Annotated in this window: 31 protein-coding genes; 6 read left to right on the top strand and 25 right to left on the bottom strand. The window is 57.5% G+C overall.

Annotated features, from left to right (window positions below):
- A complete protein-coding gene (locus BB347_RS18570; protein ID WP_076584237.1) occupies positions 1 to 198 on the bottom strand; it encodes a hypothetical protein in 198 nt (65 codons plus the stop codon).
- Complete coding sequence (locus BB347_RS18565) at positions 195 to 473, bottom strand: hypothetical protein (protein ID WP_076584239.1); 279 nt, start codon at positions 471 to 473, stop codon at positions 195 to 197. Before BB347_RS18565 ends, BB347_RS18570 begins: the two co-directional genes overlap by 4 nt.
- Before the next feature lie 181 nt (positions 474 to 654).
- Here BB347_RS18565 and BB347_RS18560 point away from each other — a divergent pair, with 181 nt between their 5' ends.
- The 6 genes from BB347_RS18560 to BB347_RS18535 all read left to right on the top strand — a co-directional run bounded on the left by BB347_RS18560 (position 655) and on the right by BB347_RS18535 (position 3,894).
- Positions 655 to 1,134, top strand: a complete 480-nt coding sequence (locus tag BB347_RS18560) for a hypothetical protein (protein ID WP_076584240.1) — start codon at positions 655 to 657, stop codon at positions 1,132 to 1,134.
- Between the two features lie 268 nt (positions 1,135 to 1,402).
- Positions 1,403 to 1,600, top strand: coding sequence for a hypothetical protein (locus tag BB347_RS19125; RefSeq protein ID WP_139327080.1), 198 nt, complete (start codon positions 1,403 to 1,405; stop codon positions 1,598 to 1,600).
- Positions 1,601 to 1,844: 244 nt separating this feature from the next.
- Entirely contained in the window at positions 1,845 to 1,967 is a 123-nt protein-coding gene (locus tag BB347_RS19855) for a hypothetical protein (RefSeq protein ID WP_257787649.1), read from the top strand.
- Positions 1,968 to 2,015: 48 nt separating this feature from the next.
- Positions 2,016 to 2,219: a hypothetical protein gene (locus BB347_RS18545; protein WP_076584245.1), complete on the top strand. Its 204-nt coding sequence runs from the start codon at positions 2,016 to 2,018 to the stop codon at positions 2,217 to 2,219.
- 191 nt (positions 2,220 to 2,410) lie between these two features.
- Positions 2,411 to 2,788 carry a DUF7344 domain-containing protein gene (locus BB347_RS18540; protein WP_449289610.1) on the top strand — a complete coding sequence of 126 codons (378 nt, stop codon included), beginning with the start codon at positions 2,411 to 2,413 and terminating at the stop codon, positions 2,786 to 2,788.
- Positions 2,785 to 3,894, top strand: coding sequence for a tyrosine-type recombinase/integrase (locus BB347_RS18535; RefSeq protein WP_076584248.1), 1,110 nt, complete (start codon positions 2,785 to 2,787; stop codon positions 3,892 to 3,894). The genes BB347_RS18540 and BB347_RS18535 overlap by 4 nt, the downstream gene beginning before the upstream one ends.
- A 266-nt stretch (positions 3,895 to 4,160) precedes the next feature.
- Here BB347_RS18535 and BB347_RS18525 read toward each other — a convergent pair whose 3' ends face one another.
- The 23 genes from BB347_RS18525 to BB347_RS18415 all read right to left on the bottom strand — a co-directional run bounded on the left by BB347_RS18525 (position 4,161) and on the right by BB347_RS18415 (position 24,126).
- On the bottom strand, positions 4,161 to 6,035 hold the full coding sequence (locus BB347_RS18525; RefSeq protein ID WP_076584251.1) for a hypothetical protein: 1,875 nt from the start codon (positions 6,033 to 6,035) through the stop codon (positions 4,161 to 4,163).
- Positions 6,022 to 7,566, bottom strand: a complete 1,545-nt coding sequence (locus BB347_RS18520; protein ID WP_139327083.1) for a hypothetical protein — start codon at positions 7,564 to 7,566, stop codon at positions 6,022 to 6,024. The genes BB347_RS18525 and BB347_RS18520 overlap by 14 nt, the downstream gene beginning before the upstream one ends.
- A complete protein-coding gene (locus BB347_RS18515; RefSeq protein ID WP_076584254.1) occupies positions 7,559 to 8,563 on the bottom strand; it encodes a hypothetical protein in 1,005 nt (334 codons plus the stop codon). Before BB347_RS18515 ends, BB347_RS18520 begins: the two co-directional genes overlap by 8 nt.
- Positions 8,553 to 8,879: a hypothetical protein gene (locus BB347_RS18510; RefSeq protein ID WP_076584256.1), complete on the bottom strand. Its 327-nt coding sequence runs from the start codon at positions 8,877 to 8,879 to the stop codon at positions 8,553 to 8,555. Before BB347_RS18510 ends, BB347_RS18515 begins: the two co-directional genes overlap by 11 nt.
- 261 nt (positions 8,880 to 9,140) lie before the next feature.
- Positions 9,141 to 11,141 carry a hypothetical protein gene (locus tag BB347_RS18505; protein ID WP_076584257.1) on the bottom strand — a complete coding sequence of 667 codons (2,001 nt, stop codon included), beginning with the start codon at positions 11,139 to 11,141 and terminating at the stop codon, positions 9,141 to 9,143.
- Positions 11,128 to 11,634, bottom strand: a complete 507-nt coding sequence (locus BB347_RS18500) for a hypothetical protein (RefSeq protein ID WP_076584259.1) — start codon at positions 11,632 to 11,634, stop codon at positions 11,128 to 11,130. The genes BB347_RS18505 and BB347_RS18500 overlap by 14 nt, the downstream gene beginning before the upstream one ends.
- Before the next feature lie 6 nt (positions 11,635 to 11,640).
- Positions 11,641 to 11,895, bottom strand: a complete 255-nt coding sequence (locus BB347_RS18495; RefSeq protein WP_076584260.1) for a hypothetical protein — start codon at positions 11,893 to 11,895, stop codon at positions 11,641 to 11,643.
- Positions 11,895 to 12,098: a hypothetical protein gene (locus tag BB347_RS18490; protein ID WP_076584261.1), complete on the bottom strand. Its 204-nt coding sequence runs from the start codon at positions 12,096 to 12,098 to the stop codon at positions 11,895 to 11,897. Before BB347_RS18490 ends, BB347_RS18495 begins: the two co-directional genes overlap by 1 nt.
- Positions 12,099 to 12,989, bottom strand: a complete 891-nt coding sequence (locus BB347_RS18485) for a hypothetical protein (RefSeq protein ID WP_076584263.1) — start codon at positions 12,987 to 12,989, stop codon at positions 12,099 to 12,101. It lies immediately after the preceding gene.
- Positions 12,986 to 13,303, bottom strand: coding sequence for a hypothetical protein (locus tag BB347_RS18480; protein WP_139327084.1), 318 nt, complete (start codon positions 13,301 to 13,303; stop codon positions 12,986 to 12,988). Before BB347_RS18480 ends, BB347_RS18485 begins: the two co-directional genes overlap by 4 nt.
- Before the next feature lie 4 nt (positions 13,304 to 13,307).
- The gene (locus BB347_RS18475) at positions 13,308 to 13,514 is read right to left on the bottom strand and encodes a hypothetical protein (RefSeq protein WP_076584293.1); all 207 of its coding nucleotides are present in this window, start codon (positions 13,512 to 13,514) and stop codon (positions 13,308 to 13,310) included.
- Positions 13,515 to 13,519: 5 nt separating this feature from the next.
- Entirely contained in the window at positions 13,520 to 13,894 is a 375-nt protein-coding gene (locus tag BB347_RS18470; RefSeq protein ID WP_076584266.1) for a hypothetical protein, read from the bottom strand.
- Positions 13,894 to 14,586: a hypothetical protein gene (locus BB347_RS18865; protein ID WP_083687832.1), complete on the bottom strand. Its 693-nt coding sequence runs from the start codon at positions 14,584 to 14,586 to the stop codon at positions 13,894 to 13,896. Before BB347_RS18865 ends, BB347_RS18470 begins: the two co-directional genes overlap by 1 nt.
- 157 nt (positions 14,587 to 14,743) lie before the next feature.
- Positions 14,744 to 14,938: a hypothetical protein gene (locus BB347_RS18460; protein ID WP_076584267.1), complete on the bottom strand. Its 195-nt coding sequence runs from the start codon at positions 14,936 to 14,938 to the stop codon at positions 14,744 to 14,746.
- Positions 14,939 to 14,940: 2 nt separating this feature from the next.
- Positions 14,941 to 15,327 (bottom strand): hypothetical protein, encoded by a 387-nt coding sequence (locus BB347_RS18455; RefSeq protein ID WP_076584269.1) that lies wholly within the window; start codon positions 15,325 to 15,327, stop codon positions 14,941 to 14,943.
- Positions 15,328 to 15,436: 109 nt separating this feature from the next.
- Entirely contained in the window at positions 15,437 to 16,438 is a 1,002-nt protein-coding gene (locus BB347_RS18450; RefSeq protein WP_139327085.1) for a hypothetical protein, read from the bottom strand.
- Positions 16,439 to 16,618: 180 nt separating this feature from the next.
- Positions 16,619 to 18,157, bottom strand: coding sequence for a S8 family peptidase (locus BB347_RS18445; RefSeq protein WP_168170981.1), 1,539 nt, complete (start codon positions 18,155 to 18,157; stop codon positions 16,619 to 16,621).
- Between the two features lie 54 nt (positions 18,158 to 18,211).
- A complete protein-coding gene (locus BB347_RS18440) occupies positions 18,212 to 19,186 on the bottom strand; it encodes a hypothetical protein (RefSeq protein ID WP_139327086.1) in 975 nt (324 codons plus the stop codon).
- A gap of 63 nt (positions 19,187 to 19,249) precedes the next feature.
- Positions 19,250 to 20,371 (bottom strand): WD40 repeat domain-containing protein, encoded by a 1,122-nt coding sequence (locus BB347_RS18435; RefSeq protein WP_076584277.1) that lies wholly within the window; start codon positions 20,369 to 20,371, stop codon positions 19,250 to 19,252.
- On the bottom strand, positions 20,371 to 20,616 hold the full coding sequence (locus tag BB347_RS18430; protein WP_076584279.1) for a hypothetical protein: 246 nt from the start codon (positions 20,614 to 20,616) through the stop codon (positions 20,371 to 20,373). The genes BB347_RS18435 and BB347_RS18430 overlap by 1 nt, the downstream gene beginning before the upstream one ends.
- Positions 20,617 to 20,618: 2 nt before the next feature.
- Entirely contained in the window at positions 20,619 to 21,590 is a 972-nt protein-coding gene (locus tag BB347_RS18425) for a hypothetical protein (protein ID WP_076584281.1), read from the bottom strand.
- An 81-nt stretch (positions 21,591 to 21,671) separates the two neighbouring features.
- Positions 21,672 to 22,538 (bottom strand): hypothetical protein, encoded by an 867-nt coding sequence (locus BB347_RS18420; RefSeq protein ID WP_236996034.1) that lies wholly within the window; start codon positions 22,536 to 22,538, stop codon positions 21,672 to 21,674.
- 4 nt (positions 22,539 to 22,542) lie between these two features.
- Positions 22,543 to 24,126 carry a S8 family peptidase gene (locus BB347_RS18415; protein WP_083687827.1) on the bottom strand — a complete coding sequence of 528 codons (1,584 nt, stop codon included), beginning with the start codon at positions 24,124 to 24,126 and terminating at the stop codon, positions 22,543 to 22,545.
- Positions 24,127 to 24,129: the final 3 nt, after the last annotated feature.

Raw genomic sequence — 24,129 nt, 5'->3', positions numbered from 1 at the left:
CTATTTCTGTTCGAATCGTTCGTGTGGCTCGAGTACCGTCAACTCGGAAAGACTCAACTCGGGGTTGGACTCGAGGAGATCGTGGCCGCAGGGCCGACAGATCGGAACGGACATTCCCGACTGCTCGAACGCGAATATCGCGCCGGCCTCGCAGTCCTGACTGAACGCACACCGTCGGCGCTGCGTTGTCGAGCTCACTGCTCGTCACCCCGAAGCACCGCCAACTGTCGCTCACTGACAATCCGCTCGTCGACGCGCTCGTATGCGACCGTCTCGGACACGGTCTCGAGGTCGGACAGCGCCCGTCCGTCGAACTCGTGGTAGGCGTGATACTTTCGCGTCTCGCCTTCGACGACGTCGTAGTACCACGTCCATCCGGTTCTGTCGTCTCGGCACCGAAGCACCTCGCCCTCTCGGAGTCGTGCCAGCGGCCCGATCTGTGCAGTTCGGCCAGCGTCTGTCTCGATGCTCATCTTCGAATCACCTGATTTCGTCGGCCTCGAGTACTCGAGACGCTTGAAATCCTATACAGTGGTTACATGTAACATACGTAAAAGCGTATCCCCGACAACCGGGCGTGTAGGCTACTCGAAAGTTCTGGATTGTGATGTTGTCGGCGGTACTGTTATGCACCGGCAAGCCTACTCATTTCGTATGGGAAACGGCGATCACAACGACTCGTTCTACGTTCCTGGTCCAGAAGGGAATCGCTCTGGACACGCACTCGACGACGATCTTTCCGACCGGATCCGGTCGTTCACACACAGCCTCTCGACTACTCCACCGGGCGAACTCGATTCGCGAGCACTCGACACGACACAACGTCCCGACGACGGACTCGATTACACGGACGAAAACGACCTCGAACAGCCGGATACATGCCCGGATTGTGGGTTCGAACCTGTCGACCCAGATGTCCAGGTCGCAGACGGTCCCGACGAGTTACTCGAGGCTCGCGCGGCGGCATACAGTGAGCAGGTGAACCAGTTCTGGCGAACGACGACGGAAACCGAAGCCGACGGGAGATTCAGGATTGTGATTAGCTGTCCCGACTGCGGGGAAACGGTCGTAGAAGACACTTGTGAAGCCAGTGATCGGTTCATGGCGATCGCAAACGGCGAACACTACGACTAATGCTGTAGCCTAACGCCTATTCTTCTTGAGTCGCCCGGCCAGCGTCGGTGTCGGGCCAGTCGTCGCGGCGATACTCACCAGCGTGATCTCCATTCACGTGTTCGGTTAATTCGTCGAACCGCCGACCGTGAACGAACAGTCTGGGGACGGGCACTCGTAGATTTTCGTGTCGTCCATGATTTCGGATACGTATGAGATCGTGATAGGTGGTGTGCTCGAGAATGCAGTTTGACGCAATCACTTTGTATCAGTGCGAGAATGTCTACTTATGGGGAAATTTAGAACTAATGTTGGGATTGCACTCCTTTCGCTCGCGGGCGCGATTGGATTACTGGAACTGTCTGGATTCACGGACGAACTTGGTGTATCCACCTTCGATGCACTGGCGTCGGTCCCGCTCGAAATCGCTGCTCCAATTCTGATCGTCATAACGGTACTGGCGATCTGGGACCCAGATGTGGCGTGACGAATCAGGACCAGATTTCACTTTCAGGTCGGCCTCGCTAGTTAAAATACAGTTCCGATAGAACATGGTATCGTTCATGGTAGAGCGAGAGTCACGAGAAATGCGAAAGCACGATACGTACAAACAAGACCACTGGACCGTCCTCGACATGGAACACGTCGATAAGGTGTTTGTGGCGAACTCTGAAACGAACGGGACACCGGTCGTGCGGATCGATATGGATGGATCTATTGCACCAAGTACGATGAACGACGTCGGTGAAGAAGGTGATAATGTCCAGACTTCGGCGTGGGTTCCGCTTCCCGAAGCCGTCGAACTGAAACACACCCTCGAGAACGCAATTGACGCAGCTCGAAGCGAACGGTGATGTGCCTTTGGTCGTGGTTTTATCAATGAAGACGCGGCGAACGTCGGCATGCCACCGTGGACACCACAAGAGGACTTGCTCGTTATCGAGGCGCTCGTCGAGTACAGCCACCGACAGCAAGAACACGTTCCGGAGCGATCGGCTCGAGCGTGGGTGCTCGCGAAAGGCCTCGCAGCGAGCCACGGTCTTGAGATCGAGGATGCACTTCGACAGAGAACGGCGCTCGAGAGGGCGTCAGACGTTCGTTTTTGACGGATTCATATCTAGGAGTAGACTTGACGGATTCATATCGCGGTATATGGTTTATAACATGGGAAACTAACCGTACAGACCTCGAGAACTTCGAAATCGAACGAATCAGACGTATAACAAACTACTTTGCTAAAAGGCGATTTGACCAAGTAGTTTTACTAGGGTCGAAGCTGTACCCCACAGTGAGGATCATGGCAAACAGAAATTCAGGGGGTTCGACCGGTGCAGATGGAACATCAGACACGTTGACGATGGATGACGCAACGCATTTACTGAGTTCCTACCGAAGGCGGTTTGTTATAGATGTCCTCACGGAAAATGCCAGTATCACGCGAAGCAAACTCTCAGATGAGGTCGCCGCGCTGGAAAATAATATCTCGGTGAGCGAGGTAACGGGGAAACAACGCAAGCGGACCCATACATCAAACAGACAAACGCATCTGGAAAAACTGGAAGATGCTGGGATATTGAACGTGGGCGATAGAGAGCCAATAGAACGAGGCCCGACGTTCGATAACGCTGTTGAGATTCTACAGACCCTGCGTGATCTCTGCGAAGATACGAAATGAACGCAGATAGAACCCACTCTCGAGCACGCAACCGTGGGGGTCAGACCGTCGAAGACGCTATTTCGCGCTACCTGAACCACAAACTCGAGTCAGGGGGCAGTCGCTCGACGATGAAACCCGTCCTCGAGTCGTTCGCTGCGTTCTGCACTCGAGAGAGCGTCGAATACGTCGACGACCTGGACTCGAGTGACTGTCGAGAGTTTGGCCTCGAGCTGCGCGAGCACTACATCGACGGCGAGATCGCCGGCTCGACCGCCAACACCTACTTCGCGTACGTCCGGGCGTTCCTCTCGTTCTGCGTCCGCGACGAGCAACTGGATACGAACCCCGCGGCGACCGAGAGCGCCGAAGAGTTCCTCCCCGAAGACCGCCCGTCCGGAGAGACGCAGTTCTGGGAACCGGCCCAACGAGACCGACTGCTCGAGTACGCCGACGAACGGGTCCGCATGGCTCGCGAGGAGACCATCGACGTATCGGTCGAACGTGCATACCGCGACCGGACGATCGTCGTCCTACTCGCCGAACTCGGCCTTCGAGGGGCCGAGATGTTTCGGGATACGAACGACGATGAGCGAACTGGCCTCCTGTGGGCGGACGTCGACCTCGAGAGTGGCCGGATCACGGTCTTCGGGAAGTCACGCGACCGCGAACCCGTCGGGCTCACGAAAGCCGCTCGCAGCGCACTGGAGCGCCTCGAGCGCGTACAGGACCCGCCGACTGACGACTGGCCGCTGTTCCCGACCGATCACGCTGCGAGCAAGTACGCCGCCGTCGAAGACGCGACCGGTGAGCGTCCCGAACCCGGCAGTGACATTGACACGATCTGTCGCGACAAACGGGTTGCACCGCCGTCGATCACGAAAGAGGCCGGCCGCCAGATCCTGAAACAACTGACTGGAGAGGCGGGTATCGAACTCGAGGGCGACCAGGAGTACCTGCAACCTCACGGGGCGCGGCGAGCGCTCGGCGCTGAACTGTACGAAAAAGGCCACTCGGAACTCGCCCAATCGGCGTTGCGACACAAGTCGATCGAGACGACGCACAAGGCGTATTCGGATATCAAAGCGGAGGACGTCGCGCAGTCGATCGATGAAGTGAGGGAGTGACTATGGGATCGAGAGAAACGTACACATGCACCTGCTCGACGTGTGGATATCACCGTGAATTCCTTGAAAAGTCGAAGGCGAAGCGTGCTCGTAACTACCACAAGTACAAAAGCGGACATGCGGTCGGCGTAGGGTCGAGTGTGGTGCAGAGCCCAAGTGTGTTCACGAAATTGCAGTACTGGACGTACGAGCGTTCGTACGAGTTCGAACGGAACTACAAGTGGTGGATGTGGTTCTATCAGTTCCGCTAAATACGGCCTACGAGTTCACCGCTCGAGGACGAAATACCCGTCTCGACGGAACACCTTCCCGTCACGGGTGCCGTACGTCCTGAACTTCTGAAGGCGCTCTTCAACGATCGAGTCGGGGTACTCCTCGAGATTGTCTTCAATATCCGACTCCTCAATACGCGCGTTGTTCTGCTTGAGCGGTGTGTAGACGTGCTTTCGAACGCGCTCACGCAGCTTCTTTCGGGACGTCTCCTCGCCGACGATACCGTACTCGAAGAGATTCGTGGCGTAGTGCTGTCCCAACGTCGTTGCGTACTGGCCGTCATCGGCCAGTGACTCGGCGTGCTCGAGGACTTCATCAACGAGCGAGTCGATGTCGTCGCGTGCAATCCGTTCGCGGTTGACCGTCGCGATGTACCGCTCCGTGCCGTCAGCATCCTCGATCGTGTAGGCTTCGATCAGGATTCGGTTTGGCGTCTGCTCCGGCGGTTCGAACAACTGCAATCGGTATCGCGCTCGCATGAGCAACAGGTAGCCGAGCCGCGCCGCCACACCGGACAGCAGGGCCACGATCGCAGCGACCAGCACCGACAGTTCGAACGCAATCGCCATCAGATACGCAAAGAAGATGACGCCAAACGGCATTGCACGACCGAACAACGCGAGTCGAACCGACCGACTCGAAAGCGTGTGTCCGATCGACGCCCGAAGATCTGGCCAGACGTCTTGAATCTCCCATGCGAGGACGGCGACGACGCCGATAAAGAGCAACCCGGCAACGATCTGGATATCGGTACTGCCAGCCCAGAACGCCGCCCAGACCTCGATCAGCCGTCCGTTCAAAAGCACGACCCCGAGATAGACTGGGATCAACGTGGCCGCAATCGCTGCAATCGTCGCGTAGATCCGACACGCGGCGAGATAGGCGACGAGCAACCACGACTCGAGGTCGCGCTCGGTCGCCGCGTTCAACGCACGGAATCGAAGATGGTTGAACGCCGCCCACAGGCCGAATCCAACCATCGCGAGCGCGGTGACGAACGCTGCGAGAAAGCCAATCGTTGCGAACACCGTCTCGGCAGTCGGGTCGCCGGTCGCCTGCCCGATCATCGTCGGGATGACACCAGCCGCCCACACGGCGACCACTGCTTGAACGAACAGGTAGCCAAGACCACGGTCGGTAAGGTGTGGCGTTGCGTCGACCGACGGCGTGGCGTAATCCAACAGCGCGAGCGAGACGCCGCCGAGAATCAACACCAGGCCGATGACGTACCAATGGACGTAGAGCAACTCGTAGGCCAACAGGCCGTAACCAAGTCCCAGCGCCCAGACGACTTCACCGTAGGGAAACATCCCGAACAGCGTCTGCCCGGTCGCGAGCGTCTGTGTCGTCACTGAGACAACGGTGTCGATAACGGTCGTTCCGTCTGGCCGGCCGGTTTCAGCACTGAACAACGACTCCCACTGCTCGATCGAGACGACGGCCAACGCACCGAGAACCAGGATGGCAATACCTTCCTCGACGAGCCAGATAGCGAGTTTCGGAACGCGCCCGGAAAGCGACGTCCACGAATCCAAGAGCGACCGGTGCACGGCCGCCATTGCCTCTCGAATCGTCGTGTGGTCATCAATCTCGGGATCGTTGGACCACAGCGAGCGGATTCGACCGCGATAACTCCGAAAGTCGGCGTCGGTGGGGATCGCCAGCGATGTCGCCTGTTGGGCTTCGAACGCGGATTTCAGCGCGCTCTTATGAGCCGCCTGTTCACTCGAGAGTCCGACGTACTGCGAGCGCCACGTGGCGACGGCAAGGAATAGGAACGCCGCTGCGATAACACCGACTGCGATAGCCAGTTGTGCCGTCGACGCACCACTGCCACCGGCCTGCAAGAAGGCGTCAGTCGCCAGCATTCTGCTTCACCCCTTTCCGGTGTTGTTCAATCTCGATATCGGCGTCTTCGGCCGGATCGTGATCTTGTAACAGCTTTTCGAGGAACTCGGCGTGCATATCGGCCAGCGGCATGCCGAACATATCGCGGTTGATCTGCGCGGTCTTGAGCCAGGACGAGAGGACGTATCGAAGGCGTTTCGGCCGGCCATGGGCGTCCGTGAACGGATGCTCGCGGACGTGCTCGACGAACTCGAGGAGGTACTTCGTATACTCTTCCTCGTTGCCCTGGAAGCGTCGCAGTTCGGCATCGAGTTCTTCGACCAGCTCGTCGACCGAGTCGGGGGCGCTGAGTTCTGGCCCCATCTCGGTCAGTCGGGTGTCGTGCTCGCGAAGATCGTACTCGACCAACTCGGTATCGTCGACGGCGATTGCGTCAGCGACCGCGCTAATCTTGTCTTTCTCCTCGAGTGCGACCAGTTCTTCGTCGTCGCTACACTCGGGGTCGGTCTGTGGGTGGACCAGTCGTGCAGTGGCATACTGGTCGTCCGAACCCCGGGTGACAGCGGCTCGATACCCATCTTTCCCCATCGCAATCAGTCGGTCCTTGAGCAGATTGCCTGCGCCGACCAACTGTGTGAAGTTGAGCCATGCACTCATGGCATCCTCGCCAAGATCCTCGTGCATCGCTCGGGCACTCCATTCGTCCTCGAGATGGTCGAACATCGTCGTGTTCACGAGCAAGCGATTCCGTTTCTGGTCGTCGAGCTCGGTCAGTTTCTCTTCGAGATCGGCTTCTTCAGCCTCGAGTGATTCGCGCTCATTCGTCCGTTTTCGGAGTTGGCGCGTCACGACGAGGTGGTAGAGTCCGAACAGTGCCAACACAGCCAGCCCGCTCGTGGTGATGAACAGCATCAACACGATCCCGAGGAACTCGCCAGTGAGGGCCTCGGTCGGGTTGTGACGCAGGTTCAACAGCGTCCCGGCAAGGTCGGTCTGTTGATCGACGTCGACGTCATCGCCAGCGATGGCCCGGACGTCACTCTCCCAGTTCGACCAGCGGTCGGCATCGCTCTGATACTCATCGAGCGTCTCACCGGCGACGATTTGCGTATCGGTATCGGAAACCGAGAGTTGGGCGACGTGATCCTCGCGAACCGTCTCGGTTTCGTTGCCGTCGTCGCTATCCTGCTCGTATTCGATGGCGAAATAGACGTGATAGGTGCCGTCGCTATCAGTTTCGAACTCGTAGGCGTCGAACGAGTCGTGCTCGCTAAGGTGTGCCTCGCTCTCTTCGGTGCCGTAATCGAGGACGGTTGCGTTCTCGTCGACGCCCTCGAGTGTGAGTAACTGCGACGACCCGGCAACTTCGTATGTGGTGTAGTTGCCCGACGTGTCGATGTTCACGTCACCGTCGGCGTAGGGCTGTTCGACCTCGAGATCGGCGTCGGTCTGGTTATCTGCAACGGCTGTACCGGCCATGCCCGCGCCGACGAGTGACGTGATCAGCGCCAGCATCGCCACCACTGTAAGCAGTCGCCCGACGCTATTCATTACTCATCGCCTCCATTGTATCTTGCATCACTGGATCTGGGTCGGTTGTGCCGTTCGAACGCGTCTGCGTGTGCTGGTTCTGTGACGCTTGCCCGGCAGCCATCGACACGCTCGGGTTGATCGACTCGAAAATCTCTTTCTGACTGTCGACCAGTTCGTCACGCACTTCTTGACGCGTCTTATTCGCCTCGTGTCGGTACTTATTCCGGGATTCGCGAAGGTCTGAGACCTCTTTCTGAAGATCATCGATACGACGCTCTTTCGTGCGCACGAGGTCCATCAGTCCGTCAATCGTGTCATCGTGGTCTCTCGCGGATGGCCAGACGCGGACGTCCACCTCTGGAGAGGTTGCATCGGGCTCGACGCCGTCGGAGACAACCGACAAGACGGTCCCGTACCACGTCGACACCGATTGTTCGTCAGCCTCTTTGGGAAGGCCCATTCGAACTGGGTCGTCTGCTTTCCGATCTTTCTTCGCGAACGAGCGTGCGAAGTCATCGGAGAGGTCGCCCAGCTCGTAGTGATTGCCGACGGTTCCCCAGAGCGTGAATCCGCGCAACGGTTTGAAGATCGGTTCCTCGCCGCCGTTGGTCGTGGTATACTCGCCGAGGTAGACTTCGACGCCGCCAGGCAAGTTGAGGATCAACCAGTCGAAGTGCTCGAGGCGTTTGAGCATCCAGTTGATCGTGAGCAATCCCGTAACGACGACGATTGTCACAACTGCGACGAGCGTTCGGACGGCCTCGGAGTAGTAGATCCCGGGGAAGAAACTCCGCATGCCGGCGATACCGACGCCCAACAGACAGAGTAGGACGAACGATTTCGAGAGGATGCGGTACTTTCGTTGGGCCAGTTTGTCTCGAAACGACGGCGCGGCCTCGTCACGCCAGGTGTGCGGGTCTTGCGTTTCGTACGGCGTCTTCGCGTTCTCTTCGTCGACGTACTGCTTTGGCCGGAGTTTCTGGCCGGCCCATTCGCGTGCGCGTTCAAGCGCCATCGTTGTCACCTCGATCGGCGTCTGCTGTTTCGGTGTGGATCATCGTTCGTGAATCAGTGTTTGTGTCAGTCGTTACGCGGTACTCGTCGGCCGGTCGGACGTCGATCTCGCTCGGTAGGTCGGGGTCGGTGCCGGGAAAGAGGATGACGCCGACGTCGGGCACGGTAACCGCCGTTGTGTCGCCGCCCGGCTCGAGTGGAAACCCGAGGTGCGTGACGAACTCCGGCGGAAGATACAGGTTGACGCCGTTGCCGTTGGGCGTCAGCGGCCGTGTGACTTCGAGCGAGCCGGTGGCTCTCTGTTGATGGTTTGTCATTGGGGAGTGTCGTGTCGATAGGAAGGCTATACGCTCTCTATAGACGGTGCTCGAGGCGGTGGTCTGTCGGTGAACATGGTGTGATCTGCTGAGAAATCGGGAATTCCGTCGAATTCGGCGGTTTCGGAAGGGGGTCGCGTACGCACGTCAAAAATAGTTGCCAAACTAACCAATTAAACGCGCGCGTACTATTATTCTATGATCTGATTATCCCTGACTTGGGAAGTAAGTAAATACATTCGACCGGTCGCCCTCTTGCGATTACGAGGTGGACTCATTGACCAGTTGTTGGTACACGTCTTTCGTCCACTCGTGGATGGTCCGTTCAGAGTACGGATTTCCAGTGTTCGGGTTGTTCGGAACGGCCTCACGGACCTGTTGAACCGATTCGCCCATCTCTCGGCGTCTTCTCGCCTCTTTCTTGTGCTGGTCTTTCTGTTCCTTCGCAGAGAGTCCGTCATCGTCGTCGGCTTCTTGCTCGCGCTTGAGCTCGTCGACGTCTAACTCGAGGTGGTCGGGGAGACGTGTGTTCCACTCGTGCTCACCCCACTCCTCACTGGTGTACTCAACGCGTGCATGGAGGCCCGTATCGTGGTCGTCGTCATCAAAGACGTGCCACGGTGGCGGTGCGAACTGCACTTGAGACAGGAATGCGCTACCGTCCTCGTTGTTCGGCACCGTTTTCCCGAGCACAGTCCCCCGACCGACTGTATTCGTCTGAATCGACCGGTGATAGGAGCGAAACAGCGACTTGTTGCCGACGACCTTGTCGAACAGTTCCTCGAGCGCGTCTTCGTGCGTCGAGAACGTCACAGCGCGGTTGAATCGCTTCCGAATCCCGCGTTTGATGTCTGTGATGTCCTGTGTGTCGCAGATAAACTCGAGTGACTGCTTCCGTTGCTTGCGAAGGATGTACGACAACTCACCCACGATCGCCTTCTGGAGCGATTGCTCGCGTTCCGTCCCGTTCGATTCCTGCGAGTGCGGAACGACTTCATGCAGCTCACGAGCGACTGCCACTGCCGGCGGTAAGTCTTCGCGGCCCTCGCGTTCGTGGTAGACCGAGTGGAAGAGGTAGGACAGAACCATGAGTTTCTGGTCGTACTCGCTCATGAACTTCTGTGTGAACGCGGTGATGGTGTCGGTATCTCGGAAGACCTCACCCCACTCGAGACGGTGCGGGCACTTCTTGTCCCGAACGAATCCGGTCTGTTGTAGCGTCTCAATCTGATGTAGCGCGCGGCGTTTGAACGAGTCGTTGATCCCCTCCATCGACAGGACCTCTTTCGCGAGGTCTTTCAACGTCCAATCGTTTTTGCTGGCCTCGAGACGGTCGTAACAGGTCCCGATGACTTTCTGTTGCTCGCCGGTCGTCCCCGCCACGAAGTTTTTCAACGAGCGTTTGGTCAGGTCCGACGCCGCGATTGTGAACACGACGATGATCGTGTCGCCATCGTCACCGATCGGAATCTCTTCATCCTGAAAGTCTCGAGTCAACGGGACCAACAACTCGAGGTTCGGCTTTTCGAAGCCATCTATCCCGTTATAGTCCTTGGGGAACCCCATTTCAGACCGAACATCGCGGAGGACGTCTTGCTGTTGTGGGATATCGTACACACCGTTTTCGACCATGTCGGTGTCGACTAAGTCGACAATTTTGAAGTCCTCAGTCCGGTATTCGCGGCCGTCGAACCACTCGTTGGCACAACTGGCCATCCACCGGTCGGCAACCTCTGTCGAGAGGGCCGTACTCTTCCCTTCACCAGTCTCGCCGTTGTAGAGGGTCTTCGTCTCTCCAGCGTGGTAGGATGCAATCTGCACCTCTCCGTTGACGCGGTACTTCGGCGTCTTGAACATCTTCCCCATGTTCATCCCGAACCCAGTCACTGGAGCGTAGTTTCGCATCGACTCGTCGACGATACCACGGTGCATCGCAATCGACTGGAGTGACGTGAACGCACGGTGGACGGTCTCTGGGTTGTGATCGCTGTGATTGAGGAACGACCACAACGCCGCAGCATCGAACTCGTGCTCGTCGATCCGCTCACGCCAGCGTCGAAGTTCTCGTGCCGAGCCGCCCTCGAGTAGGTTCGGTACCAGATGGCGGTCAGTGATATCGGCTAACTGCTCTGATTTCCCGAGGACAATTGCCTGATTGCCCCTCTCTGTTGCTGACCGAATCACTTGACGCTTGAACTGTTGTTGCTGATTCTGCGTTTGATACTGGACGTGCTCACCAAACGTTTGCTCACGCTCCGACATACTCGACCTCCGTATCCCCACGCTCTGAAGTAGGGATTTCACCGTTCTTCAGGGCCATCCAGATCAACTCGAGGTCCGAAAGTACGCTGGCTATAGCTTCTCTATAGGCGGTGTCTGCATCGAACAACCCTGCTGGCGAGCCCGGGTGGTTGTGGGCGTACTCCTCGATCCCTTTCGAGATCGTCGGCGCGTCGAGCACCGTCGGCGGTAGTTTGCCCTGCATCAACAGACAGTTGTTCTCGCACGTGCACAGGGGCTCTTCGCGGTCGGTAGTCGGGTCTTGAAGGTCATCATAGGACTCCGAGAGATAACGCACCAGGAACCGCCGGTACGAGTTCGAGCGCTGGAAGCGAAGAATCTCTGCACGGACTTCGGTTAGCTTCTGCTCTGCCCACTCGTCGACGTCGGTCGGCGCACTGATTCGCTCCTGTTGAATGTTGTCGAGTTTGGCTCTGAACTGTGCCTGAACGTGTTCGTCAAAGTGTTGTTCCATGTTGTCTCACACCCCTGTCGCGTTTGTGTCGTAGACTACTTTCCAGACGCCATACGCCGCGAGAACGCCCCCAAGGGCGATGAGCGTGATATTGCCCGTTGAGAGAAAGAGCCCGATCGTGACGACGAGTATGATCGCCCCGCCGACGGTGCGAAACATCACTGCCCAGCGGTAGATCTGCTCGGTCACATCGGGGAAGATAATCGCCAATGCGAGTGGGGCCAGGATGACCAGCGCCAGTAAGAGAATGAACGACGGCATTACAGCGGCCCTCCATGCCGAAGCCAGTTATCGATAGCCAGCCCGGTATAGTACAGGAGTGGCGCGATAACCGCGACTACGATCAACACGACCGCAAAGCCCCAGAATGTGAACGCCAGCCACGAGACAACGAGAATCGCGAGCGTTATGAGTAGGAGCGATCCGCCCCAGTTTCCGAAGTCGAACGAGGGGAAGAGGCCCATTTAGACCACCTCCGAGAGGGCGTTTTGCACGTTCGAGATCCACGCATCGATATCGCTTCGCACTTCGTTAAGACCGGCGCGGAGGTTATCAGTCAGCGAGGTATCGGTCTTGTACCTGACCTGTGCCGTCTCGTTGGTGTGATTGTCAGTCATAATCAGTTGTTCATCGCCTTGCTCGAGGGTACACATCGCCTCACCAGAGCCACTACACTCAGGAGTGTGAACCCACGACGTTTCGTTGTTCGACTCACCTGCATCGTGTTGGACGGTCGCGTTGACGTCGACACTTACCGTATCGTCGCCCGCGAATTCGCGGCTCTCGACATACTCCCACTCTTCGCCGTCACCGCTGCCAGCAAATCGTGGTACTTCGTAGCCGGTTGCGTCGTCCATCCAGTCGTAGGCGCTGTTACGGTGGTCCCACAGACTGCTCTCGACGCTCGAGGTCTCCAGAACATACGTGCCTTCGCCTTCGGTATGGACCGTCACAGCGGTGTACTCACCGCCTTCTACTGGTTCCATTTCAGCCGTCGCGTCACCGTCAACGCTCAGTGACTGATCCTCGTAGGGATGGAAGTACTCCTGTGGGACGTAGAACCGGATCGTGCGGTCGATATCCTCCTGATAGTCGAGTTCGATGTACGTCGTTCCGATATCCGTCATCGGGTCCGTAGAGACGTGCTCACTATCCTCGGATATCGTCATCTCGAGGTCCAAATCATCCGCTTCACCGGTCGTGTGGCCGTCGGTTTCGAACTCCTCGATCTGTCGGTCATCGTCGAGTGTGTGGCTGTCATCGACGGCATAGATTTCCGAGTCTGCCGCCGAGAGACCGACCACAACAACCAGTGCGAACACGATGATACCGGCCAGTATGAGTGTTCTCTTCATGGATTCACCCTCACGAAATTCATATCCCACAGGTCGCGAACGACTGAGCGAACTGGGTCTTGAATCAACATCGTCAGCACGATCGCCGCGATGAAGCCGGCGACGATGCCCCCCGTCGCGGCCAGCCCCAGCGAGAAGCCGACGAGTGCGACAACTAACAGCGCTCGCCACGCGGTCAGAAGTATCGAGCCGCTACCGATCCGGCGGACGAACTCGAGGACCGATTTCGGGATCGGTGTCACGATCGGCCGGTCGAAAATGACCACGAGAACGAGTGCAATAAGCAGGATTATCGCAATAGTTGTGAGTAGCATTGTTTCAGGCCCTCCTATGAGCGTCGTATGCGGCGTAAATCCACACCACAGGCGTGAGTATGATCCCAATCCCGACAGCTATCAGCGCTGCCGAAATCACGAACGCGAGGAACAACGAAACTGCCCGAGTGTAGGACTCGAGGTACACGTGCCCGAGTCCGGGTGTAAGTATCGTCAGTGCAACCGCCAACCCGGCGTCTTTTCGAGCCATTGTGTTCACCACGCGGCCATCAGGACGATTGCAGCAACGAAGACAGCAACACCAACCATTGGGCCAGCGAAGAGGGCCGCAGCAATCGCAAGCAAGATGCCGGCGATGCCGATGAACTCTGGATCGGTGTAACTGAGTCCTGCGAGGCTATCAAATGCGGCCCATGCCGTTCCGATGGATAGGATGAACAGGATGAATATCGCGAGTAGGACTGTCGCGATACCGCCCGTTGCCGCCGAAAAGATGACGATTCCAAGGATCAACAGCCACGCCGAGATGAACGGCAGTGCGCCCCGTTGACCGCCTGCAACGCGGGCTAATTCCCACGGTTCGATGTTCGTCACGTCCGAGAACGTCGGGACCGGAGTGTCTCGGGGCATTATCGGTTCACCCCGCCAAGCAGGATGTCGAAGACTGTCATCGATTCCTCGCCAACACCGACCACACCGCCGTATTTGCCGGCCAAACGGTTCAGATACGCGTCATCTGGAAGTTCGTGGTCGCCATCGGTGTCGATATACTCCGATCGGAATTCAAACAACTCGCCATCACCATTTTCGGCGGCTAAGTTGTGTAGTGCCACCTCGAAATCGGCGTCATCGGTGGGTTCGTCCACCCATTCGAGGTCGTTGAACTCGCCCGCGTCGGAGTCATACTCCGTCGTGATATGGGTCTCGACGGCGTCTTCTACATCTCGGAACGGGATCCTCGAGATGCCGACTTCGACGGCGACTGTCGCGCTGCCAGCGGCCGTCACGCCGGCTTCCTCAAGAAGCCAGTTGCCGTAGGAAAGCCACGCGTCTGTGTTCGCGTTGAATTCGTTGGCCATGTCGTTTGCGAGTTCGTCCGGTGCATCGAAGCGCCCGAACTGGTCGCTGAAGCCGTCGAGATAGCCTGTGATAAACGCGTCGCGGTCGGGTTCGACATCGAATCCATCCGCGAGGAGTCCTTGGCCGCCGGTTCTGTCCTCCGCGCTGGCCGTCGTCGACAGTGCTCCGATACCGACTGCCGTCAACGCTGTACCAGCGGAACGCTGTAGGAACTGTCGTCTATTGGGTGTGTCTGTAGTCATGGTTTTGTACGGAAATGTGGGTGGGGTTTGGTGTTGGGAAGGGCCAACAAGCAGGAGGAAAGCCCGCCTGCTGGATGCTACTCTCAAGCGCCCGGCCTATCCGGGCAGGCCCGCGCTCGAGGATTGCACTCGAGGGTTGGCGATAATCCATCGCGGGTTAGAACATGCGTTCACGGCCTTTCTGTCGGTAGATTCGCGCCTCACGGCGTGCCTTACTGGCGAAGTCCACGCCAAGTAGGCCTGGAATGTACCAGCCAGCAGCCAGAAGCGCGCCACTGAACCAGTAGTACGCTCCGATCGGCACGTCGACGAACAGCTTCCGAACGCCGTTTCTGAGTGATTGGAGTGGCATGGTTACGCCCCCTCCGTACTCGCACGCCCGGTTCGACACCGCGGATCGACACTCGAGAGGTCGGCCATGTACTCCTCGGCGCGTCGGTAGGCGTGCTCGCGTTCGAGGCCCGTCTCGAGCGTGTGCTGTTTGCCGTCGGGCGTCTGGTGCAGCACGTCCCAGCGACTCGAGAGGCCGTCGGACGCGAGTTGCACGCGGTCGGTGGTCGTCCGCCGCGTCCACGTCTTTCGTAGTGGTGTGTCGTCGACGCGCTGCCAGTCGCCGTCGGGCACACAGCGCTGTCGCGGGCTGTGGAAGAGTGTCTCGAGGATGGTCTCCCCGGCTTCGCGTGCGATAGTCGTTGCTCGTCGACCGGTCGCCGGCTGCGTCGTCTGAGTGGTTGTTGCCATGGTCGTAAGCGCCCGCGCTGGGAGTCGAACCCAGAGACTGACGGAAGGGGATCTGCCAGTGCCAAGCCACGGTCTCGCGGACAAAATTGTGGGAGTTAGTAGGTCGGCGTTAGAGGCCGAGAAGTTCCATCGCGCTGAAGCCGCTGAACGCGTCAAGCACGCCGAACTCAGACGTTGCGTCGAAGAGTCCGAAGTCAGCCTGCTCGAGGTAGAGCGCGCCCATCTCGTCAGCGCTGACGCCAGCGTCGACGTAGCTCTGGGACTCGAGCGTCACGTCAACGTCCTCGGCGTCCTCGTGGTCGTCACCGAGTTCAACGCTGAACTCGTCGTAGTCCTCCATCACGACGTAGGTGTCGTTGTCGTCGACGATATCGTCGTCTGCGTCGTCGTAGAACATCATCACGGCGTCTCCATCAACGGCTGCGTTGGCGTCCGTGATCAGGTCGCCACTCGAGAGGTCGTCCGTATCGACGGCGTCGTCGAACGCGTCCGCGCCGGTGCCATCGTGAGCGGCGATCGTCGTGTTGTCGCCATCAACGCCGACCTCGTCCTCGAGCGTGTAGATGTCCGTGTCGTCCGAGTCGGCAAGCGTGCCGAAGGAGACCATATCGAGCGTCGACGTGCCGATACCGGCTTCGTCGGTCTCGGTCTCAGCGTCATCGTCGTCGACGTACATCGAAGCGTACTCGTTGGTGCTCTCGAGCTCGACGTCAGCCTCCTCGCTGGTGTCCGTCGTCTCGCCGTCGGCGTCTTCGCCAGTGACGTGGACAGTCACGTCGGTCGTGTCCTCAGCGTCGATCGGGACCGTTGCGAGGTCCGACGCGTCGAATTCGACCGTGTGGTCTTCGTCACCGTCGTCGACTGACGCCTCGAGTTCGAAGTGTTCGCGGTCGTCATCGTCGGTCACGTTGAGGGTGAGCGTGTCGGTGTCATCCTCGCCGAAGTCAGCGCCGTCGGCGTCGATCGTCGCCTCGATCTCCTGGTCGCTGTCGGCCTCGAACTCGTCGATGATGTCTTCGTCGTCGAGCTCGAGTTCGATGTGATGTTCGTCTGCTGCTGCGGTGCCTGCGAACGCTGCGCCCATAACCGAGAGGATCATGAGTGCAGCCATCGCTGTCGCTGCGAAGCGTTGGAATTTCATTGTAGTGTTGGTTGAAGGAAGGGTTGGTTGGTGGGCGGTGCTGTTTGGGCGGGCTGTTAGCCGTAGGGTGGCGGGACGCCTCCGGCAGTCCAGCGGCTCATTGTGTTTTTGGTGTGGGTCATGGGTGACATTTCGAGTGTTGGTTGTGAGTTAATCATCGTCAGCCACCACGCCGATGTGGTAGGAGTCGTCGCTGGAGCCACCCTCGTACCTGAATTCGCCCTCTGAAGGCTCCAAAACGCCAGCAAGATCATTCGAGTTGCGATCGATTACATATACTTTCGCATCGTTAGTCGGTATTGAATTGAATATAACCTCTCCCGTGATAGACCTCATATCTCGGAGTTTTTCCTGCGCATCCAACACTTTGGCAATGCCACAACCATATCGAGTGTCGTGTTCGCCTGCTTCTTCGGATCCGTCCTCAAAGTCATCATCACTCCAGTCATCGGGCTTCCACGCCGTTCCTTTCAGTGCGGAAATGATGTCATTGATATCTGCATCCGACTCTGTTTGCGTGCGTGAGTAGGACAAGAGCAGTGCGATGTGGCCAGTGACGATCGGGGCGGCGAACGATGTTCCGGATGCCGTTCCATATTCATCGTCTTCCGTTGTGGTCGGGACGTTTCGACCCCCGGCCGTAATATCTGGTATGATATACTCATCTGGCCATTCATCAGGGTATTCATCCCAATCGGATTCTTCAATTGTTCGGCCCGTAGAACTGCCGTACATCTCGCCCGACTCTTCGACTCCGCCTACGCTGATGGCATTGTAGTATGACCCAGGTGCCGGCCCTATTTCACCCCCTTCGTCCGTGTTCCCGGAGGACCCAACCGAGATGCAGTTCATATCCAATGCGTCTTGGAAAATGTCATAATAGAGGTCTAATTCATACGGTGGGGATTGTCTTGCGTAATTCCCCCAGCTGCTATTTATGATATCTGCGCCATTTTCGAGGCACCACTCGAGTGCCGCAATCATAGCCGAATGGGTCGTCGTGTCAGTTTCATCGGGGTCGTTCATCTTCACCATCATCAAATCGCACTCAGGGGCGACTCCCATGTACTCCTCGTCCGCTGATTCTGGAGGTTTTCCCTTTATTGGACCCGAGACTTCGATTCCGTGCCAAAAATCGTACCACGGTTCGCTGTCTTCGATTTCATTTCCGTCAAGGTCGAATTCGGCCCATCCGCCAGGGTACGTCTCATCATCAGGATCATCAGTATACAACTCAAGTGCTTCGTGGTCGGGATCGATTCCCGTATCAGTCACTGCTACCTTCACATTTTCACCACGGGCCCCATATTCAGTCCAAAACTCATGGACTTGCGTTTGTTCAAGCGACCAATCAACGTCTCCTGGGAGATAAGTATCAGCACCATCGTCGGAATTGATTTTGAGTGTTCCATCGTCGACCACAACACTCTTGACGTAATCAACGTCCTCGAGATCGTCTACATCGAACGTGTTAAAGTCGATCCGTACTGTTGCAGTTGATCCGGCCCAGTGATCGCTCAGAAGTTCGATACCGGCAGTGCTCGAGATAAAGTCCTTGAGTGGGGCATGAGTAGAGTTACAACACTCTTTCAACTCGGCAATTTTCTCAGATCTCGTCTCACACGGACCGTAGTACTCATCCGGCCGGTCGAAGTTAATTATCGCTCGTTTCTCGCCGTGCTCTTCCAATAGGGTTGGGCTGTAGCTCACCATGATGATTGCTCAGTTTATGAGATCGTTATCTCAGATCAGCACTGACGCCTGTGCCATGCTGGTCTGCGTTTCACCGTCGATTTCTACTTCGCCAAAAACGGCGTATTCTGCATCTGAGTCGGAAACATCAATATAGAATTCACCGTCAGAATTGCTGTATGCTGTTTCTTCGTACGTATCTTCTGTTGTGTTCACAACGTAGAATTTTGCGTCTGAAACAGGGTCGCCATCGTAGGTCGCAATTCCAGCAATATCGCTATCAAGATCGGGGTGTGAGTCAACAGTGGAATCGGTCCCAGAGAATTCGAAATGGAGGTTTGATGCATCCCCTTGTTCCTGTTCTTCGATGTCGAGAGAGAGCGCCTCTTCGGGGCTGCTAACCTCTGTTTTCCCAGTCGGTCGTCCCTGTTCCAGCTCGATCAATGACAGACGTCCGCCCGATAGCTCCACGCCCCGTTTCGTAGCTTCTTCGAATTCAGACTCACTCCAGACGCCGCTTTCTTTAGCCGATGATTCCACATGACCGCGTTGTCTGAATCTTACGGTATCTGAATCGCCATCTCCGCTCGTTCCGCGCCGAAACCCGGAGAGAAGTGGCACTTCGCCCTCGGCTTCGTTGAACGGCCAAAAGTCGAAGTCAAAGCTGAAGTCAAAATCGAAATCGAGTATCGAGAAGAGTCCGCTGTCGTCTGGCGTGATCAGCTCTACGCGCTCAAGTGATGGTGTCTTATCACCTTCCGTCTCATACTCTGCACGCCAGTAATACTCGGGTTCGTCCGAGTGGTCAAGGCCATCTACTTCGTACGTGTGTTCACCATTCTTGAGGTCGATCGTGCTTGACACCTCATCATCTGATTTGTCGATGGTGGTGAGTGTGATATTGGACCCATCAGGAATTGTTGCACCTACTTCTAATTCAATAGGGCCATCGTCTGTTGCACCCACGGTTGAGGAGAACAACGTACTTCCGGCTATAGACGCGAAAAAACCCGCGATTGATGCCATAGCTGTTCTTCTGCATACTTTCTGGGTATCAATAGTCCCCTTCATTTTATCATACGTTTTAGATTAAGTGTCGGTTTCAACGCCCTGAACTTCTTCGCCAGCACCTTGTCTGGCCCGAAGTGGTTCGTTGTCAGGATCGATGAGTTTTGCAACCGAGACAGTACCGTCTACGCGGAAGCGAAGCCATGAATCATCTATATCGTCTGGGTCGTAGAGTGGAATATCATACGTGGTTCCATAACTTGTTTCGTAACTGGCAGTAGCTATTGGGTATGGGTCGCCGTCAAATTCAGGCGTCGTATGGATGTGTGCCTCCGCGTCGTCCCCGCCGTAAGCAATTAGGTACCCGTCTGATGAGAACTCAACCGAGTTAATATCTTCACCTGATTCTGTTAATGTAGCCTCATACTCCCAATCTTCTGTCGAATGAATATGTATTTCTTCGTCACCACTGTTATAAGCAACCCACTCATCACCAGAGGAGAATGCAATAGATTCGATACTGTTACTCGCTTCCGAGAGTGTCTCTTCATGTGCCCAATCCTCAGTCGAATGGATGTAGACTTCGCCGTCAAAAACCCACCCCCCGTAAGCAATCCACTCTCCTTCTGGTGAGAAAGTGACTGACTGGATGTTACCGCTCGCTTCAGTGAGTGTCTCTTCATGTTCCCAGTCCCCAGTCGAATGGATGTGGACTTCATCATCAGAATCTCCATGGGCGATCCACCCACTATCTGGTGAGAATGTGACTGAGCTGACAGTGGTAGTATCCTCCGTTAATGTCTCTTCATATTCCCAATCCTCGGTCGAATGAATGTCTACATCTCCACTGGAACCACTGTAAGCGATCCACTCGCCATCTGGTGAGAAGGATATGGACTCGACAGAATTACTCGCTTCCGTAAGTGTTTCTTCATATTCCCAGTCCTCAGTCGAATGGATATACACATTGTCTCTGGACCCACCGTATGCGATCCACTCACCATCTGGGGAAAACGTGACAGAATGGACAGTTCCACCTGATTCTCTAAGTGTCTCTTCATGTTCTAGGTCCTCAATCGAGTGGATGTAGACATCGTTGTCAGACCCAGTATAAGCGATCCACTCACCATCTGGGGAGAACGTGACTGAATTGATGTCACCGGACGACTCGCCCAAGGACTCAAGCAGTTCCCAATCAGACATTACAGATCGCCCCGTATCCATAGATTGCCGTCATCTGGGTCTTCCTCGAGTTCGGGGATGTACAATCCGCCCGAGGCCCGAATCGGCTGTCCATCCTCTGGCTCGAGTTCGTCATCGTCATTTTCAGTGAGTGGACCACCGCTTCCGGACCCACCGACTTCTTCTCCATTCACCGTCACTTCCGCATCGTCAACTTCTTCCCCCTCATCATCCAGTACCGTTAGGTCGAGTGTGTCGTCTGTCATGATTATGTTGTGAGTGCTTGTGTGAAACTGAGTTGCGTTCGGAGCGTCCACACTGACTCCGATGGTGCGTCCTCGCCAACCCCATAGACGAGTGTGTCATCCTCGAGTGCCCACTCCCCAGCAGTGGTACTTTCAGCGTCCGCATCGCTGACGTTCGGTATCTGTGTCTCGCCGATCTCGAGGGTCGTTCGATCGTAGCCAGACTCATCAACTGAGTTGACGAGTACTGGGTTATCGGTCAGATCGACTGTTGTGCCATCGTCGTAGCTATCGGCATCGTCGGGCAACTCGCGCTCGAACGTCAGACTCGAGTCACCGGGCAAGTGTGACTGTGCCCACGCGAGTAGTTTCGATATCCGCCCGATGCTATCCTCGAGATAGATTCGAACGGTCTCGGCATCCGAACCGATCGTAACACGTTCGTCGCTGTCACCGACCGATCCGGTCCGCCGACCGTCCTGATCAACCAGGACATCGGTCGTCGGTGGCAAGACTTCGTCTACGATGTCGATGATCCGAATCGAAAACGGTTGGTCGGAATCGCCAATCTCGAGACGGGCTACCGACAGGGCGACTGTACCATCGTCGTCTTCGTCTTCGTCTTCGTCAGCACTCGCATTGACCGACAACATACCGGCAGCGACGGTTGCCGCCAGTAGCGTGAGAATGTGGCGTCGGTTGACCGGGTTCGATTCAGTCTCGTCGCGGTCAGCCATTGGGGCTGCCGCCAGTGGGGCGACGAGGCCTAGCGAAAACCAGCCGCCGTCGTATTCGGCCTCGAAACTGAGGTCGTCGATCCAGAGCGTTTCGCCGTCTGGAACGGCGATCTCGAGTGGGCCGAGCAACACGCCCGAAGACGTTCGCCCGAACGTTCCAGGGATGCTCGTCTCTCCGTCGACATCCCCCCAGACGACGCTTCCGCCGTCGGGTGTGTCGATTTTGAGTTGTCTATTCGGTATGATTTCAAGTGGCATGGTGTGTCTGTATCGCTAAGTGTTCGGTAGCTGTGCGCGGTCGATCGGGCGGTGGGTCTGGCGGTGGTTTTGCGTTCTCAGTCATCTGTCCCAATCCTCGATCCGGAGTTGGTCGCGGTCGGTGATCCGCCGGAGTCGGATATCGCGCACGACGCGTGCGTCTAACTCGTCGGCCTCCCACCAGTGGTCCCGGTAGGCCTGCTCGCCGTCATCGTAGAACCTGAAGGGGTCCATGACCGCGATATCGGCGGTGCGCTCGTAGCGATTGTTTCGATACCACGTCTCGTACTCGTTGAGCCAGCTACCGAAACTCGCGTAGTTGAACACGAAATCGCCGTGTTCGCCACGCGGCGCATCCATGAAGTGATTCCACGGGCGGATGACGGCCAGATTGGCGTGCGTCTCGCGCCCGCTCACACGGTCTTCGGTGAAACTGCCCCAGTCTGAATCGAGCTCCATCGCGTAGTGATGGCCTGCCGTCGCGACCGCTTGCTCGACGGTGCCGTCGTCGTTCACAAATGAGATATAGGGCTCGTGGTCCAGGTAGTGCGAATCGAAGCCGAACAGTTCGCGGTCAGTGAACGGCACTCGAATCGCATCGACATCGAGACCGACGTAGGCCAGCGAACTGCGTTGGGTATTGTAGCGCGTCCAGTAGTAGTACGCCGTCACGTCGAACTCCTCGCTTTCGGCGATCCAGCCGTACATGCCACGCATTTCCGAGCGCGCTTCGGGCGTCGTCACGAGTTTCGGCGCGTACTCCTCGAGTTCGTCTGTATCGTCTCGCGTCTCCGTAATATGGTCGGGGAAGACCGGTGCGTCGCCGTCGTACTCGAGTTCGGGTTCGTCCTCGAGTGCGTCATCCGCCGAATCGAACGCCCCCCAGCCGAGAAACGCGACACTCCCGGTGCTCTGGAGGTACTCTCGACGCGTCACTGAGCCAGCCATGGTCTTAGAACAGCCTCAAAATTAGTCGCCCGCGACTCACCGACAGCGCTTCGTTGAAGTCATCCCGCGTGCGCGCACTGTCCGAGCGCACGTCGGCCTGGTCGTCATCGTGTTCACGGCCCTCGAGTGCGGCCTCGAGATCGAGCAAGCCGTACTCGGACTCCGTGACGCCGAAGTGTTCGACGGGGTAGGCCGACTCGAGTAGCCGGTCGTGGATGGCCTCGTTATCGTGCCCCTCGCCTGCGAGGACCGCCGCCGCGCCGGCGACCATCGGCGCGGCCATGCTCGTTCCGGTGAGCGTCCCGACGGGGTCGATCTCGATCTGCATCCCCGGCGCTGCGAGTTCCGGCCCCGCGCCTTCTGAGGCACCACTCGAGAAGTCCTGCGTACCCGGATGCGGGCCAACGTTCCCGAAGTTCGCGATTTGGGTGTCGTCCCGGTCGCCGCTTTCGGGGACGTTCGTCGCGTTGACCGGAAGGCCATGTTCGGCGCTGGCGGGATGAGCCGTAAACGTCGTTCCGACGCGGTCGTTGCCAGAGGCGACGACCGTGAACGCGCCAGCATCCCACGCGTCCTCGAGCGCGTCTGCGAGTGCTTCGGACCATTGCGGGCTGCCGAGGCTCATGCAGATCACGTCTGCGTCGACGTCGATAGCGAGGTCGACGCCCGCGACGATATCCGCGACCGCGCCACCATCTTCGTCGAGTGCTTTCGCCGTCACGAGGTCGGCTTCGGGCGCGAATCCAGAGTATCGGTCATCGTCGTTATCCGCGAGGATGCACGCCGAGACCCAATCGCCGTGACCGTCGGCATCCGAGACCGTGTCGATACCGTTCTCGTCGACCGTCGGGTCGCCCGCGCTCGTGAAGTCCGTCGATTCCGGTTGGATGCGTCGATCGCCGTTTTCGTCTTCGTAGATCGAGCGGTCTTCGATACCGGTATCGATCACGATGACCGTGACGCCGTCACCGCGGTTGGTGTCTTCGAGGACGCCATCGCCCGCGCCGACGAGTCGGCGTGCCTCTCTGAGCGTTGATTCGGGTGCGTCGTCATCGAAGGCGAGGCCGTCGATATCGGGTTCGGCGTCGAGTTGGCCCAGCTCGAGTGCGAGCAGTTGGCGCTCGAGCCAGCCCGTCTCGAGCGAGAACGCCGACTCGCTCACGAGGTCGTCGGGTTCGATCGGCTCTGGATGGTCGAGGATGGCGTTCGCGTCTGCAAACTCGAGGTAGGTCAGGTCGTCAAGGCCGCCCGATCGATGCTCGAGGCCACCCCACAGTTGTGAGACGCCAGCTTCGGACCACGACAGCGTGAACGCGGTCTGGTCGAGATGGTCGTACTCGCGGACGATGCGTCCGGTATCGGTATCATCCTCGAGCCACGCCTCGAACGCTTCGCGGTCGTCAGCGTCGTCGTAGCTGCCGACGAACGATGGGTTGTGATCCGCGCCGTACGGATCGATTTCGGGGTCCGAGAGTGCGAACTCGGTGAGGGTGTCGTGGCTGCCGAGCGCCGGTACCGGGACGAACGCCGGTGTTGCGATGAGTGCGGTTGCTCCTGCGCCTGCTTTGATGAATTCTCTCCTAAACATTGG

The organism is Natronorubrum daqingense (assembly GCF_001971705.1).
Taxonomy (GTDB): Archaea; Halobacteriota; Halobacteria; order Halobacteriales; family Natrialbaceae; genus Natronorubrum; species Natronorubrum daqingense.
This window is presented reverse-complemented; position numbering and strand designations above follow the sequence as displayed.

What these genes read in the sequence shown, in the direction of transcription:
- BB347_RS18565 (WP_076584239.1), bottom strand. Translation starts at nt 473, where the DNA reads ATGAGCATCGAGACAGACGCTGGCCGAACTGCACAGATCGGGCCGCTG.
- BB347_RS18560 (WP_076584240.1), top strand. Translation starts at nt 655, where the DNA reads ATGGGAAACGGCGATCACAACGACTCGTTCTACGTTCCTGGTCCAGAA.
- BB347_RS19125 (WP_139327080.1), top strand. Translation starts at nt 1,403, where the DNA reads ATGGGGAAATTTAGAACTAATGTTGGGATTGCACTCCTTTCGCTCGCG.
- BB347_RS19855 (WP_257787649.1), top strand. Translation starts at nt 1,845, where the DNA reads ATGAACGACGTCGGTGAAGAAGGTGATAATGTCCAGACTTCGGCGTGG.
- BB347_RS18545 (WP_076584245.1), top strand. Translation starts at nt 2,016, where the DNA reads ATGCCACCGTGGACACCACAAGAGGACTTGCTCGTTATCGAGGCGCTC.
- BB347_RS18540 (WP_449289610.1), top strand. Translation starts at nt 2,411, where the DNA reads ATGGCAAACAGAAATTCAGGGGGTTCGACCGGTGCAGATGGAACATCA.
- BB347_RS18535 (WP_076584248.1), top strand. Translation starts at nt 2,785, where the DNA reads ATGAACGCAGATAGAACCCACTCTCGAGCACGCAACCGTGGGGGTCAG.
- BB347_RS18525 (WP_076584251.1), bottom strand. Translation starts at nt 6,035, where the DNA reads ATGCTGGCGACTGACGCCTTCTTGCAGGCCGGTGGCAGTGGTGCGTCG.
- BB347_RS18520 (WP_139327083.1), bottom strand. Translation starts at nt 7,566, where the DNA reads ATGAATAGCGTCGGGCGACTGCTTACAGTGGTGGCGATGCTGGCGCTG.
- BB347_RS18515 (WP_076584254.1), bottom strand. Translation starts at nt 8,563, where the DNA reads ATGGCGCTTGAACGCGCACGCGAATGGGCCGGCCAGAAACTCCGGCCA.
- BB347_RS18510 (WP_076584256.1), bottom strand. Translation starts at nt 8,879, where the DNA reads ATGACAAACCATCAACAGAGAGCCACCGGCTCGCTCGAAGTCACACGG.
- BB347_RS18505 (WP_076584257.1), bottom strand. Translation starts at nt 11,141, where the DNA reads ATGTCGGAGCGTGAGCAAACGTTTGGTGAGCACGTCCAGTATCAAACG.
- BB347_RS18500 (WP_076584259.1), bottom strand. Translation starts at nt 11,634, where the DNA reads ATGGAACAACACTTTGACGAACACGTTCAGGCACAGTTCAGAGCCAAA.
- BB347_RS18495 (WP_076584260.1), bottom strand. Translation starts at nt 11,895, where the DNA reads ATGCCGTCGTTCATTCTCTTACTGGCGCTGGTCATCCTGGCCCCACTC.
- BB347_RS18490 (WP_076584261.1), bottom strand. Translation starts at nt 12,098, where the DNA reads ATGGGCCTCTTCCCCTCGTTCGACTTCGGAAACTGGGGCGGATCGCTC.
- BB347_RS18485 (WP_076584263.1), bottom strand. Translation starts at nt 12,989, where the DNA reads ATGAAGAGAACACTCATACTGGCCGGTATCATCGTGTTCGCACTGGTT.
- BB347_RS18480 (WP_139327084.1), bottom strand. Translation starts at nt 13,303, where the DNA reads ATGCTACTCACAACTATTGCGATAATCCTGCTTATTGCACTCGTTCTC.
- BB347_RS18475 (WP_076584293.1), bottom strand. Translation starts at nt 13,514, where the DNA reads ATGGCTCGAAAAGACGCCGGGTTGGCGGTTGCACTGACGATACTTACA.
- BB347_RS18470 (WP_076584266.1), bottom strand. Translation starts at nt 13,894, where the DNA reads ATGCCCCGAGACACTCCGGTCCCGACGTTCTCGGACGTGACGAACATC.
- BB347_RS18865 (WP_083687832.1), bottom strand. Translation starts at nt 14,586, where the DNA reads ATGACTACAGACACACCCAATAGACGACAGTTCCTACAGCGTTCCGCT.
- BB347_RS18460 (WP_076584267.1), bottom strand. Translation starts at nt 14,938, where the DNA reads ATGCCACTCCAATCACTCAGAAACGGCGTTCGGAAGCTGTTCGTCGAC.
- BB347_RS18455 (WP_076584269.1), bottom strand. Translation starts at nt 15,327, where the DNA reads ATGGCAACAACCACTCAGACGACGCAGCCGGCGACCGGTCGACGAGCA.
- BB347_RS18450 (WP_139327085.1), bottom strand. Translation starts at nt 16,438, where the DNA reads ATGGCTGCACTCATGATCCTCTCGGTTATGGGCGCAGCGTTCGCAGGC.
- BB347_RS18440 (WP_139327086.1), bottom strand. Translation starts at nt 19,186, where the DNA reads ATGGCATCAATCGCGGGTTTTTTCGCGTCTATAGCCGGAAGTACGTTG.
- BB347_RS18435 (WP_076584277.1), bottom strand. Translation starts at nt 20,371, where the DNA reads ATGTCTGATTGGGAACTGCTTGAGTCCTTGGGCGAGTCGTCCGGTGAC.
- BB347_RS18430 (WP_076584279.1), bottom strand. Translation starts at nt 20,616, where the DNA reads ATGACAGACGACACACTCGACCTAACGGTACTGGATGATGAGGGGGAA.
- BB347_RS18425 (WP_076584281.1), bottom strand. Translation starts at nt 21,590, where the DNA reads ATGCCACTTGAAATCATACCGAATAGACAACTCAAAATCGACACACCC.
- BB347_RS18420 (WP_236996034.1), bottom strand. Translation starts at nt 22,538, where the DNA reads ATGGCTGGCTCAGTGACGCGTCGAGAGTACCTCCAGAGCACCGGGAGT.
- BB347_RS18415 (WP_083687827.1), bottom strand. Translation starts at nt 24,126, where the DNA reads ATGTTTAGGAGAGAATTCATCAAAGCAGGCGCAGGAGCAACCGCACTC.